This is a genomic window from Flavobacterium sp. 1 (assembly GCF_002797935.1).
Lineage (GTDB): Bacteria > Bacteroidota > Bacteroidia > Flavobacteriales > Flavobacteriaceae > Flavobacterium.
Genome location: NZ_PGER01000001.1, coordinates 3131429 through 3145798 on the forward strand (window position 1 = coordinate 3131429; position 14370 = coordinate 3145798).

Consider the following 14370-nt stretch of genomic DNA (forward strand, 5'->3'; position numbering starts at 1 on the left):
AAATAGTGGTATTTTCTATTCATTCTTTAATCATTAACTATAAATCTATGTGACTATATGGTTCGTTTTTTATAAAACGAAAACTACACACTACAGGGGGAATCTATTGACAATATTTTAATTAACACATTAAAAGCATTTACTGTTTTGGCTTATTTGACATTTCTAAAATTAATTTTCCTCCATTAGTAATATCCCTGTGAGAAATACTGGATTTTTCTACTGGTCTGCCATTGTAATCTATTTTATTAATATACACGTTTTCTGCACTATTATTACTGGCTTCAATAACAAAATTTTTGCCTGAATAATACTTGGGACTCAATTGAATGGTCACTTTATTAAATAGCGGGCTTCCTAACTGATATTGAGGATTTTCCTCCGTACCGCCATTCATTTGAAACAGACCAATTTTGAACAATACGTTAAGGCTTCCCATTAACCCCTGATCTTCATCTCCATTGTAGCCCGTGTCTGGAGCTAACCCGCTAAAGGTTTCCTTAATCACATTTCTGGTCCAATACTGCGTTAAATCAGGTCTTCCCAACAGATTAAAAACAAAGGATGTCTGTATTGACGGCTGATTCCCAAAATTTATCGGAATACGGCTAAACTCAGGATGCAGTTCGGCATCGTGTGAAGTGCCTGAAGTAAATTTTAATTTTTGAGCAGTTTCAAATTGGCTGTTCAATTTTTCAGCCGCTTTTTCTTTTCCTCCCATTAATACCGCCAGACCATCAATATCATGCGGCACAAACCATGTTGACTGTGCGCCATTGGATTCTATAAAACCGTTTTCATATTTATAAGGATCAAAGTTTACAAGCCATTCTCCATTCACATTTTTAGGACGCATCCATCCGGCTGTTTTGTCAAAAATATTTTGGTAATTTTTAGATCGGGTCAAAAAATAGCTGTAATCCTCTTGATGATTTAATTTCTTGGCCAATTGTGCCAAAGTCCAGTCCTGATAGGCATATTCTAACGTTTGGCTCGCACCGTCCTGATGGCTTCCAAAATTACCTTCGGGGATTGGATAAGGAACAAAGCCTTTTTCCATATAATATTTTAATCCACCTCCGCTATCTGTATTATGTTCATATCCCGCTTTTCCCATAATGCCGTTTAACATGTGATTTTTTTTAAGTGCTGTATAAATGAATTCCAAATCATCTTTCACTATTCCTTTTTGGATAGCAGTAACAATAAAAGGTGTTGCTGAAGCTCCCGTCATGACATAAGTATCATTTCCGCCAGAAGGACCGCGGGGGATCATTCCTCCATCTTTGTAATACTGCATTAATGAATGTACAAATTCCTCCATGATTTCGGGATAAACAAGACCCCAAAGCGTATTGATTGTCCATTGGGCACCCCAAAAAGCATCGGAATTGTATTGGTTAAATTTTGGTTTTCCGTCAGCATTGAGTGGCAATTGTCCAATTCTGAATTTTTCTCCCGTATTATCAGGATAGGCTCCATTTGCATCACTAATCATTTTTCGTCCTTGCAAAGCGTGCCAAAGGTCAGTGTAAAATCGTCTTTGATCTGTTTCTGTTCCGCCTTCAACCTTAATTCTGCTCAACAGATTATTCCATTCGTTTCTGGATTCTGAAACTACTTTATCAAAATCCCAATGTGGCAATTCTTCTTGAATATTGATTGTGGCATTTTCAAGCGAGGTATAGGAAATCCCCACTTTCATGAATATTTTATTATCTGATTTACCAAAACTGACCAAATAATTGCCCGTTGCGTCATCTTTCTCTGCCGAAACAATTGGCGTTTTGAATATAATTTTAAAAAACACCTTTAACGGTTTTGGTCTTCTAAAATTAGGGCTCATCACAAATGTGCCGGAAAGTTCATAATCATTATCTTTTACTAATGTCCCGTCTGTATTGCTACAAGGGCCCAAAACGGTATTCAGATTAAAAAGGATTGCCTTTTGCGCATTTTCAGGGAATGTATATTTATGAAAACCAACTCTTTTGGTACTGGTCAATTCCGAAGTAATTTGGTATCGATCTAATATCAGAGAATGGTATCCAGGTGTTATTTTTTCGGTGTCATGACTAAATTTAGAATAAAAATCTTTAAATATGCTTTTTTTGGCTTCACCAATGCTGGTTACCGGCATTACCGAAAGCCCAGACATTTGCCATTCATGAATATGGCTAAAGCCTTTTATTGTATCACTGCTATATTTGTATCCACAGCCCCAATCACCATTAATTTCTGTATCCGGATTTAAATTCACCATACCGAACGGACGGCTTGCGGAGGAAAAGAAAAACCACCTTGAGTTTTCCGTATCAAGCAAAGGATACACCTTATCCACCAATTGTTCTTTTAATTGATCCTTTGGAAGAGAAGCTGTTTTTTCGGTTTTACACGATACTAGAAAAATAAAAGCAAAACTTATTCCTATTTTTCCGATTTTTAAAATTTTATTTAGTCTCATTTGTTTTATCTGTATTGACAGGACTATATATTTGTTGCTGCATTGCTTTTATCTGACAATTGGTCAAATCTAAAAAAAACTGTACACAAGAATGCCTTTAGAAATATTATTTTCCATATTATTTTCAAAAAAACCAATTAACAAAAATGATACAGAGCTTAATAAAGCTATCGTTATTCAGTCGTTATAAATTGCATTCGATTATTTTCTATAATGCATGGAAAAAATGAGATTTTCAAAATAAACCCAAAATATTTTTTTAATAAAAAAGGAGAAGAAATATAATCTTCCTCTCCTTTTTATGAAATAAAATCTATCAGCAATTTGCTTTTAAATTAATTAATATCCAGGATTCTGAATTAAAGCAGGATTTAAAACCAAAGCATTAGTTGGAATAGGAAAAATACGGCGATAGGTATCAGTATTTGTTTTGAATCCCCATTTCCCTTCATATTTTCCAAATCGAATCATATCGTTTCTATGCCATGCTTCTTGAGTAAATTCTCGGCTTCTTTCTTTATAAAGATCGTCTAAAGTTACACCTGTCCAAGCTGCAGAAGTAGAACGGCTGGAACGTACCATATTTACCAATGTAAGTGCTGTTTGACCCAAAGTTGAATTACCTCCGCGAAGAATCGCTTCAGCTTTCATCAAAAGAATATCTGAATAACGTAAAAACGGTACATCATTATTTTGGTTACGGCTTGTTGAAGTTGCATCAGGATAAAACTTGATATTTCTGTACCCCATATTCCAAGCAATTTCATCATTACCTAAATCGAACAAAGTAACACTCTGGCGAAGAACAATATCTGGAGTCAAGTCTACCTGATAGGTATAACTCGCACCACCATCTGATCCAGTATAGAACTGGTCATACCCTTTTTTCGTTGTTGTAACCATTACCTTAGTAACTCCATCATTCATGAACTGCAAACCGGTTAACCATTGCTTGTTACGAATATCATTAACATCGTCGAAATTTGCATAAAATTCTGGCAAGGTACTTCTAGGTGCACTAGGCGTAAAAGGCAGACCAAACTTTGCTCTTTCAGAACGCGGCACATCGTAACGTGAATGATACATTTGTCCATTGAAACCTACACTGACAGCTGCAGGATCATAAGGAATCGCAAAAATAAATTCTTTCATTTGCGGGCCATTATTTGGATAAAACATCTGAAGATAAGTACTTCTAGGCTCAACAGCATACAATCCAGAATTAATAACGGCATCACAAGCAGCAATACAATCATTGTAACGTGCCGTTCCTGTATAAACCTCGGCATTCAAATACAATTTAGCTAACAAAGCATTTGCTGTTTGCTTATTTGGTCTGCCATAAGTTGTTATTCCAGATGCAGCACTTAAATTAGGTATGGCTTTCTTTAATTCTTTTTCGATAAATTCAAAAACCACTTTTCTATCCGATTTAGTATGTGAACTAAAATCTCCGTAAACAGTATCCAAAGGCACATTCCCGTAGCTATCCATCATTATATAATAAGAGATGGCACGCATTGTTTTTAATTCTGAAATCATAGTCGCTTTTTCTGCTCCTTCAGGCATGGCTTGATTCAAAATTGAAATAGTCTGATTGCTTGTCCCAATAACTTTTGATGACCAATCCCAAAGACTGCCTATGATACCATTGTCTGCTGTCCAATCATGATAATGCATTGCAATATAATTTCTATTGTCAAACCAGTTACCTCCTCTGGCAGGCATAATTGCTTCATCAGTAGTCAGCGATTGTGACCACCACCATGCAAATGAAAACTCTCCACGAAAAGCAGCATAAACTGGACCTGCTGTCTGAATATATTGTGCAGAGTTCTGAGGGAATACATCTGGTGTAAGTTGTGTCGTGATTGGTACGTCAAGATTTTCGCAAGACCATAACATACCAACCGCAAGTATTGGAAGTCCTATATATTTAAATATTTTTTTCATAGTGTGTTAATTTAATTTTTAGAATATCACGTTCAAACCGAACAAAAAGGTTCTTGTTTTTGGATAAAAGTTATTTGAATCTACACCTGGAGCAGTTCCTCCTTGTTCAACTTCTGGATCAATTCCAGTGTACTTAGTAATAACAAACACATTATTGATTGTCTCATAGATACGTATCTTTTTTATGTATTTACCAACTTGACCAAAATCATAACCAAAAGTCATATTGTCTAATCTAATATAGCTGCCATCTTCTATAAATCTTGTTGAATATTTATAAGCATTAAGGTCATTTGGCGATTCATTTGCAGCATCTACAAGAATATTGTTTGACATTGCGGTACTAGGCCTGAATAAATCGGCACGAGTAGCGTTGAAAATTTTATTACCAAATACTCCACGGAAGAATATGTTCAAATCAAATTTTTTGTAAGTGAAATTATTATCCCATCCCAATAAAAATTTAGGCTGTGCACTACCTGCATAATGGTAATCAGTACCGATAGCAGGACTTGTTGTCAAACTGCCGTCTTTGGCTAAATATTGAGAAACACCAGCTGCATTTTTTCCTTCATATTGAAGTGTAAAGAATTGTCCAAGAGGTTTTCCTTCTTTAAAAATTTGCAAAGTACTACCTGTTTGTCCACCACCTTCAGGCGAAACTCTTCGTATTGAATCTCCTCCGACAAAATTTGGGTTTTTCAATTTGGTGATGATATTTTCGTTGTGTGAATAATTCAAACTCGTAGTCCAGCTAAAGTTTTTAGTTCTGATTGGAGTACTATTCAAAGTAACTTCAACACCTTTGTTTGACATATCACCTCCGTTGGCTACAATTGTACCCACTGGCACAAGTACTGAATTTACAGCATAATTAAAAATCATATCTGTTGTTTCTTTGTCATACACCTCAACAGAACCAGACACTTTTCCTTTTAATATCGCGAAATCAACACCAATGTTTGTGGTTGCAGTTTTTTCCCAATTCAAATCTGGGTTTGCCGCTTGATTTGGTCCATAAGCACCAACTTGTTGTCCATTATAATAGAATGTACCAAGACTTCCTGAGATAAATTGAGCCGTATAAGCATTGAATCCTGATGAGTTACCTGTTTCTCCGTAACTTGCACGAAATTTCAAGTCACTGAAAACACTTTGGTTTTGCATAAAATTTTCTTTGTCAATTCTCCAAGCACCACCTACTGAAGGAAAATAACCCCATTGATTATTTGTTCCAAATACTGATCCTCCGTCTCTTCTTATAGATCCTTGCAAAAGATATTTATCTTTGTAATTGTAATTCAAACGTGCAAATTCAGAAATCAAACGTTTTTTCTGGTAAGCTTTACTGTCACCAAAATCTACTTTGTAACCTGATACTGCACCATAATTTCCTAAAGCAAGATTATTATAACTTACATTATCTACAGGAAAGTTTGTGTTTGTCGCTTGAAATCCGTCACCCAAAACATCTTCTTGCCAAGAGTAACCAACAACAGCTTTAATTTTGTGTTCGCCAAAAGTCTTATCCCAATTTAAAAAGCTTTCAACAATAGCATTTGAACTCTGATATGAATTTCTTAATGCTGATCCATTTACACCAAAATTCATTAATGAGTGTACTTGTGGTGGATCTGGATTATTGTAAAAATTGGCACTGTTGTATTTTTGATAATAACTGTCATAATACTCACCATGCAATGAATTTAATTGTTGGTAAGAAAGATTTAAGTTATAAGTGAAACCGAATGGAAGCTTTACTTCTGTTGTAAAACTACCCACAAAATTATTAGTTTTCGTATCATCATCTCCATGATTAATCAAAGCAACTGGGTTAAAATAACCAGTTGCTATGAAATTTTCAAAATAAGTTCCGTCTGGATTTCTTACTGGTGAAACTGGAAGATGGCTAACAGACTGTAAAAGTGCTGTATTACGTTGAGGCACATTTTTATAAATACTGTTAGAGTTCGTAACATTCAAACCAAATTTAACGTTATCATCAAAAGCATATTGCTCAACTGCTAAATGCGCGATTGTTCTTGAAAAGTTATTGTCTAAAAGAACTCCTTCTTTATCGATATAGCTTACACTTGCAAAATAATTACCATGCTCACCACCACCGCTCATCGAAAGGTTATGACTCATTGATTTAGCGTACTTAGGTCTAAGGATTTCTTTTTGCCAATCTGTATTCGCTCCTTTATCGTTTTCGGGAGTGAAATTCAAATTATTCTTTGTTACAAATGCTCTTAACTGATTTGCATCCATCATGTCAAGTTGGCTTGCTACTTTCTCAAAACCAAAATAATTACTGTAATTAATTAGCGTTTTGTCTTTACTTCCTCTTTTGGTGGTTACCATAATAACCCCATTTGCAGCACGATTACCATAAATAGCAGTTGCTGCCGCATCTTTCAAGATATCGATAGTAACAATATCCTCTGGTGCAATAATAGAAATGTCAACACCTGGAATACCATCTACAACATAAAATGGTCCTTGAGAACTATTTAACGTTGAAGCACCACGCAAAACCACTGAAGAAGCTTTGGTAGGATCACCGCTAGCCGATACATTAAGCCCCGCAACCTTACCTTGCAGCAATTGACCAACGTCACTGATTACTCCATTATTCAATTGATCCGCTTTTACAGAAGTAACGGCAGATGTTAAATTTTTACGAGATCCTTTCCCGTATCCAACCACTACAACTTGTTCTAAGGTAGTAGTAGTTGAAGCTAATTTAATTGTATACTTAGATTTTGCTCCATCTAATTTGAGACGCTGCTCCACAAAGCCTACAAAAGAAATTACCAATACAGCATTTTTATTTGAAACAGATATCTTAAATGTTCCATCAAAATCTGTCATAGCACTATTGGAAGTACCATTTTCAAGTACATTGGCACCTGGCAGGGGCATACCCTTCTCGTCCAAAACCACACCTGCGATTTCTGTTTTTTGCGCCCAGCAATTAATTGATAAGCCTACAAAAAAGGCGAATAATAAAATTTTAAGTTTTTCCATATTACATTTAAATTAGTTATTTGGTTAATTGTTTAGCAAAATTAAGATTAATGATTTGTTAAAATAATGGACAGATTATTCACAAATATGGATATTTTTAATGAAGTCAATGAGAATAAGGGATACAAGCCATCTTTTTAATATATTATATACCTAAAACCTTACTAATATAACCACCTCACAAAGGCTTCCATTGCTGCATAATGTGCTAATCCCAGCTGATGGTATAAATCTGCGGTCTCTCTATTTCGATCTTCGGCACGCTGCCAAAATTCTCTGCTGTCTGAACCTTGAAAAACCACTCCGTCTTTTTGTGACTGATGTTTAAAAATTGCTTTTCTCTTTTCCAGCACTTGATCTGGTCCCATTGGCACTGCCATTTCAATTTCATCTATTCCCCATTCCTGCCAAGCTCCTCTGTATAGCCAAACCCAACAGCCTTTCATAAAATCTTTTTCTTTCAATCTTTTTACAGCTTCAAAAACTGCATCCAAACATACTTTATGAGTGCCATGCGGATCGGCCAAATCCCCGGCCGCATAAATTTGGTGCGGTTTTATTTTATCAATCAGATTCATAGTTATTTGAATATCTTCTTCTGACAATGGCTTTTTTTCTATCGTACCTGTTTCATAAAACGGAAGTTCCATAAAATGAATCTGGCCGTCTGGCAATCCCACAAAATGACATGTAGATTGCGCTTCGCCTTTTCGAATCAAACCTTTAATATTTCTAACTTCTGGGATATCAGTTTCGCTGTTTTTTTTATTTTTAAGAAACTGAACTGATTTATTGTAAATATCATCAGCTTCGATACTTGCAATTCCAAATTTTTCATTGTAATCGCATACAAAATTGGCGAAACGCAGTGCTTCGTCATCGGCTACAGCAATATTTCCTGAGGTCTGATAACCAATATGCACTTCATGCCCTTGCTCATGCAGGCGCTTGAAGGTTCCTCCCATACTTATAATGTCATCATCTGGATGAGGACTAAAAATAAGAACTCGCTTTTTTGCCGGTTCAGCCCGCTCTGGCCGTTTACTGTCATCTGCATTGGGTTTTCCGCCCGGCCATCCGGTAATGGTGTTTTGCAGTTTATTGAAAATCTTAATATTAATATCATAAGCCGGCCCTAAATCGGCAAGCAAATCACTCATTCCATTCTCAATATAATCGGCATCAGTCAGCATTAGTATTGGTTTTTTCAAATGCAGTGCCAAACCTAAAACAGCTTTTCTGATAAGAGTATCTGTCCAATTCACTTTTTCGACCAGCCATGGCGTATTGATACGCGTTAATTTTGAACCTGCAGCTTTGTCTAAAACAAAAGTGGTATTATTATGCTCCTGCAAAAAAGTTGCCGGAATCTGATTGGTCACTGGACCTTCAACAGAAGACATAATTATATTCGATTTTCCTTCACCCCAAGCCAGCAGTATAACTCTTTTGGCTTCCATAATCTTTTTTACGCCTAAAGTTATTGCAGTTCTTGGCGTATTATTTAGACCCGAAAAATCATTACTTGCTGCCACACGGGTAATATGATCTAAAGCAACCAAACGGGTTTTTGAATTTTGCAGAGACCCAGATTCATTAAATCCGATATGCCCATTACCGCCAATTCCTAAAATCTGCAGATCAAGACCTCCATACATTTCAATCTTAGCTTCATAATCATTGCAATAATCTCCTATTAGTTCTTTCGATAAAGTACCATCTGGAATATGTACATTTTCCGGCAGAATATCTATATGATTGAACAATAATTCGTTCATAAACCGAACATAACTGTTTATAGAATCCGGTTCCATAGGATAATATTCATCAAGATTGAATGACACTACATTTTTAAAACTGAGTCCTTCTTCTTTATGAAGCCGAACCAGCTCTGCGTATAAACTCTTAGGACTTGATCCTGTTGCTAAACCCAATATGCATAGCTCGTTTTTAGCTTGCTTTTCTCTTATTAAACCTGCTATTTCTTGAGCTACCGATTTGGAACCTATTACTGAATTTTCATAAACAACAGTTCCTATATTTTCAAATCTCTTTTCAAAACTTGTCGCTTTGTCTATATCACTTTTTAACATTGCTTTTATTTTTTTTGATTAATTTATTGATTAAATATTTATAACAAATCCGTTGGGCATAATTAATTCAAACACATAGAATCATAGATTTTAAAAGCTTAAAACTTGGCGTTTCACTTATTTAAAATACACATAGTAACCTATGTGAAAGAAATGAATTTCTTTTTGTGTTCTTATTTTTCAAATAAAATCTATGTTTCTATGTGTTAAATATTTTTTTTGAATTATACTCAAAGAGTTAAAACTACTAATGGATTTCTTTGCTTTCAGTCCATTTTATTTCCCATTGTTTTATTGATTCTCTTTCCTTCAATTCATCAAATGGTTTATTGTTGACTGCAGATTCTTTTAATGCCAGCAAAAACATTTTCCATCTTGGCCAATAAAATTCTTTGTACATACCACGCCAAGATCTGGATGCATAATCATTTAAATGTCCTTCTCCTCCCCACAGTGTTATTAATGTTCTTGCATTTTTTATGTACAGTTTGGATTCATCAGGAGAACTTCCGTAATCGGAAGCAGATTTCAGCCAATTATTCAAGCTGTTCAAAGGCTGTCCCGACATCATAGTATCAATATCCGCAGCTTGTTTTTCAATTCTTTTAAACAATTCATCTGCCTTTTTTATATTTTTCTGCTGATAGGCTTTAACGCATTCTATCAATAAATCGTCAATACGAAGTGAATAATAATGTCTTGAAACGTCTATTAAATCATAAGAGTAAAGAGCATTTTTATCGAAATTTTTAGCTTTAGCTTCTTTTTTCAAAATATCGATAGCCTGCTTTAGCTTTTCTTTATCTCCGGGATTTCCTTTAAACTCAGTTATTTTTAGCGTAGGTCTCTTAAAAAACAGATAAGCTCCCGCTCTGTCATTCCACCAGCGCGTTTCCCAATATTTAGTGCTATACACCGATTCTAATAACAATTGCCAAGCCTGAAAAACGGGGGCAGAAGTCTTTTTCCCATATCTAGCGTTTAAATATTCTTTCAGCCAGTCATTTACCGATTCCCTGCCTTTATTCCATGGAAGATCATAGATGTATTCGTAAACAATTGAGTTATTATTTAATCCTTCTGGCATTGCTCCATAGCCAACAATATTGCCTTTATTAGAATTTTTCAATAAGCTTATCAGTTCATTTTTGTAAAAATTTAAATCCCCATAAACTGGATTAGACCCTCCATAATTATGCACATAACCATAAGTCCACTGCTTTCCGTAAAAAGCTTCTTGGTTTTCCCAAACTTTATGCCTGTCATTTGCATAATCCTGAATCATTAATCTGTCGTTTGGCACTTTACTAAGAAAAGCTTTGGTTGCTTCTTTAGTCCAAAACTCTTTGTTATCTCCAAAAAGCCACCCCTGCATAACCCAAATAGCGCTTGGAGAAGCTTCATTAATGGTTTCAAAAATGGTTTTCCCATAATCGGACAGTTCCTCATATTTATGCGCTGCAGAAACTGGAGGCGTAATTTCATTAAAAGAATCAGCTAAATAAAAATCAGACTGCCCATATAATTTTGTGTAAATTTCTATAAAACGTTTACCGACTTCTTTAAACAAAGGGTCTTTTGAGTCTAACAAATATGTGCTTTCAAAACCTCCTCCTGACCAGGATTTTAATTCACTTATTTTTGAATTTGGATGCTTTTCCGCAAATGCTTTTGGCACATATCCGCTAAAAGCCGGTACAACTGGATGCATTCCTAATGCTCTCATCCTTTGCAGTATTTGCTTTTGAACGTTTTCCTTTTTGTTTATCCAATCTTGTGGCAATGGCCCTTCAAGACTGTTGATGTTCCCCATTCTTTGCCAAGGCAAAAATGCAGGTCCTGCAAAATGCGCCTGCAGTTGACCGTCAGTTAGCCCATACTCTTTCCATAATTGCTGCCAGACTGCTTCCTGACCTTCTAATGCTGTAGGCAGATTGATGCCGTGAAGCGCCATCCAGTCTATTTCTCGTTCCCATCGTTTCCAATCCCACCACGGAGTCGTGTAACCAAACGTACAGGCATTTAAATATTCCCTGTATTTAAAAGGTGTAGCTAGTTGTTTTGAATATTTTGGCCATGTTCTTGGCAAAGCTGTTCTGTTTCCTTCCCAAGTAACCAAAACAGCTCCTATGTCCTTAAGAAAACTATAGGCTCCATAACAGATTGCCGTATTGGTTGTACCCTTAATTCTTACCCGATTTGCTGTTGTTTCGACTTCAAACCAATCGGCTTCATTATTTTTTTCGACGATAATTAAGTCAAATTCATTTGCCCGTTTTCCAATAAGCCTTTCCAGTACTGCAGATGCAGTTTGGGTATCCTTCCCGTTTTTACAGTATCCGTTAGTTACAAATAAAAAAAAAACAAGAAAAGCGGCTGCACTTTTCATTAATCTGTTTTTACTCAAGGTCTCTTTTGTCATTTTGCTGCAGTTTTAATTTCTTACACATTTATTTTTTTGATAATTTTAAAAATATAACTCATTCAGATTTACAGAAATTTTAAAACCTGAATTCAATTATTATATTCAACGGTTAAACCGCTGAACATAATTAAAATCTTGGATTATTTTTTTGAATGATGGCAAAAAAGCAAAACATTCCCTTTTAGCCCCGATTGCAGTGAAAATCCTTATGGATCGTCTCGTCCCAAAAGACGAGACGATCCATAAGATTGCAACGGAAAGCGGGACGATGCTTGCTGAAAATACCGAATCTTTCTGCTCCAAAACTAATTATCGAGTTCAGCTTTTAAAACAATCACTGTATTATGAATAATTTCGGCAATTTATTTAAGGATAAAATTATAAAATAATGAACTCTTAAATAATGGACGTATCATTCAAAACTATAGACAGACTGCCCAAATAAATAAGGAACCACGATTAATGCTTTTGGATTATCCATGTTAGCATAACTTATATATTACAAAAAGGGCAAAGTAATCTCACTAAAACTGACAGCAAAAAAAAAGACCGCTCAATTTTGAACAGTCTTTATATTATTATACATCGATAAAATAACTTAAGATCTAAACAATCCCTGCTTATTAGCATTGTATAAAACCAAATCATAAGGAACTAATTTTGGAGCCACTCTTTCTGAAGAAGCATCAAACCTGATGTTATTATGCTTTCTGAACAAGTAAATCTCTTTCAGGCAATTTGACAGACTCTGATGAATTGAACTTGTAAAAATTGGCAACGGCTTGTCTCCAGCCAATAAATCTATTTGGTAATTAGAACTGCTTTTCGACAGATTATTTCCAATAATTCTTAAAGAAAATGTTGTTGAATTTCCGTTTTGCTCTCCTTGATACTGTACTACCATAATTCTATAATTAATGTGGATAAATTAAATTTTATTCTTTTTCAGCTTTCATTTTAGCTTAATTCTCAATAAAATTAGATAAAAAAAAGAAACTGATATAATAATGAGGTGTAAATTATCAAATTTATAACATTGAGCTATTATTAAAATAACTTCACTTATTCATTTAATAAAAACTACCTTTAATTTATGTATATTTTTAATAAACACCCAACAGGATGAAGCATACCTATAAAAAACGAAAAACCCTGTAATGTATGAAGTTACAGGGCAATCTAACTAAATGTATTAAAACAAACAATCTTCTTAGTCTCTTTACTCTTTTCAGAATAATTTTATCCCTTATTAATTGGTAAAGAAACTACATTTCCTATTTCATTTCTCATGGTCATATTCAGCTTATCCAATAATGATAATTTATTGGACACCAAACCTGAAAATAAATTATAGGATATATTTAATTTTTTTAAATGGGTTAACTTTTCTAATTCTATTGGAACTTGACCTTTAAAATCATTATCGAAAAGATTCAAGTTTTCCAGCAATACCAAATTCCCAATTGAAGGGCTTAATTTCCCCGTGAATCTGTTAGTATATAAGGAAAGTAATTTCAAAGATTTTAACTCGTAAAAAGAAAGAGGCAAAGATCCCTGAAAAGAGTTTTCATATAAAGAAAGATTCTCAAGCATAGACAGTTTTCCTATCTGCTGAGGCAGCTCACCAGATAAAATATTACGGTCAAGCAATAAAGTCTGCAAATTAGGGAGTGAACAAATTGAATTAGGAATAAAACCTGTCAGCCTATTAAAAGAAAGATCTAATACCTGCAATGCTTTCAGATTACCAATATTAAGCGGAATTTCGCCATTCAACAAATTAGTACCTAAATTTAATTCCTGCAGATTCAGCAAAGTAGTAATTTCAACAGGTATGCGGCCTGTTAAATTATTGTTTTTCAAGTTTATTGAAACTACTTTATCATCTACTATTTTTATTCCATACCACTTATCCATTGGTAAAGAAATATCCCATTTATTAGTCCATTTAGCTCCATTGGTAGCCTGGTTTAATTTTATCAAAACCTCCTTTTCTGCTTTTGAAAAATTTGCAAAAACAGAGAATGAAAAGAATATGGTAAAAATCAGCAGCGTAATTTTATTACTCATTTACTTCGTTTAAAAGTTAGTTGAGGCAAAAATAATTAAAAACTTCGCCAAAAAACAAAAAAAGTCGACTAATTAACAGAAAAAAAATATTGACAGAAAAATATCCTACAAAAAAAGTGCAGCTCTTCAAAAATGAATTGTTGCACTTACAAAAAAATCAAGTAAAATAAACTAACTAATTAATTTACAAGCATAAATAAAGAGATTTCGCTGTCTATCTTTGGATTTTTCATTCTCTATAAATGTTTTTGTCATAAGATATTAAAATTTTTAGTTTATTATCTTTTACAAAATTATTCCGGCTTGCTTCTATTATTTACCAAACAACAAAAAGG

The 14370-nt window shown here is 34.5% G+C and carries 7 protein-coding genes; all 7 read right to left on the bottom strand.

Annotated features, from left to right (window positions below; translation table 11 throughout):
* Positions 1 to 139: 139 nt before the first annotated feature.
* The 7 genes from CLU83_RS12515 to CLU83_RS12545 all read right to left on the bottom strand — a co-directional run bounded on the left by CLU83_RS12515 (position 140) and on the right by CLU83_RS12545 (position 14035).
* Complete coding sequence (locus CLU83_RS12515; RefSeq protein ID WP_100431921.1) at positions 140 to 2464, bottom strand: GH92 family glycosyl hydrolase; 2325 nt, start codon at positions 2462 to 2464, stop codon at positions 140 to 142.
* Positions 2465 to 2803: 339 nt separating this feature from the next.
* Positions 2804 to 4417, bottom strand: a complete 1614-nt coding sequence (locus CLU83_RS12520; RefSeq protein ID WP_100431922.1) for a RagB/SusD family nutrient uptake outer membrane protein — start codon at positions 4415 to 4417, stop codon at positions 2804 to 2806.
* A gap of 18 nt (positions 4418 to 4435) precedes the next feature.
* Positions 4436 to 7447, bottom strand: coding sequence for a TonB-dependent receptor (locus CLU83_RS12525; protein WP_100431923.1), 3012 nt, complete (start codon positions 7445 to 7447; stop codon positions 4436 to 4438).
* 164 nt (positions 7448 to 7611) lie between these two features.
* Positions 7612 to 9540, bottom strand: coding sequence for a glucosamine-6-phosphate deaminase (locus CLU83_RS12530; protein ID WP_100431924.1), 1929 nt, complete (start codon positions 9538 to 9540; stop codon positions 7612 to 7614).
* Positions 9541 to 9787: 247 nt separating this feature from the next.
* Positions 9788 to 11962, bottom strand: coding sequence for an alpha-N-acetylglucosaminidase (locus tag CLU83_RS12535; RefSeq protein WP_100431925.1), 2175 nt, complete (start codon positions 11960 to 11962; stop codon positions 9788 to 9790).
* A 601-nt stretch (positions 11963 to 12563) separates the two neighbouring features.
* Positions 12564 to 12869 carry a hypothetical protein gene (locus CLU83_RS12540; protein ID WP_100431926.1) on the bottom strand — a complete coding sequence of 102 codons (306 nt, stop codon included), beginning with the start codon at positions 12867 to 12869 and terminating at the stop codon, positions 12564 to 12566.
* Positions 12870 to 13204: 335 nt separating this feature from the next.
* Entirely contained in the window at positions 13205 to 14035 is an 831-nt protein-coding gene (locus CLU83_RS12545; RefSeq protein WP_100431927.1) for a Two component regulator three Y domain protein, read from the bottom strand.
* Positions 14036 to 14370 lie beyond the last annotated feature (335 nt).

Coding starts and splice junctions, on each gene's coding strand:
- CLU83_RS12515 (WP_100431921.1), bottom strand. CDS start 2,464: ATGAGACTAAATAAAATTTTAAAAATCGGAAAAATAGGAATAAGTTTT.
- CLU83_RS12520 (WP_100431922.1), bottom strand. CDS start 4,417: ATGAAAAAAATATTTAAATATATAGGACTTCCAATACTTGCGGTTGGT.
- CLU83_RS12525 (WP_100431923.1), bottom strand. CDS start 7,447: ATGGAAAAACTTAAAATTTTATTATTCGCCTTTTTTGTAGGCTTATCA.
- CLU83_RS12530 (WP_100431924.1), bottom strand. CDS start 9,540: ATGTTAAAAAGTGATATAGACAAAGCGACAAGTTTTGAAAAGAGATTT.
- CLU83_RS12535 (WP_100431925.1), bottom strand. CDS start 11,962: ATGACAAAAGAGACCTTGAGTAAAAACAGATTAATGAAAAGTGCAGCC.
- CLU83_RS12540 (WP_100431926.1), bottom strand. CDS start 12,869: ATGGTAGTACAGTATCAAGGAGAGCAAAACGGAAATTCAACAACATTT.
- CLU83_RS12545 (WP_100431927.1), bottom strand. CDS start 14,035: ATGAGTAATAAAATTACGCTGCTGATTTTTACCATATTCTTTTCATTC.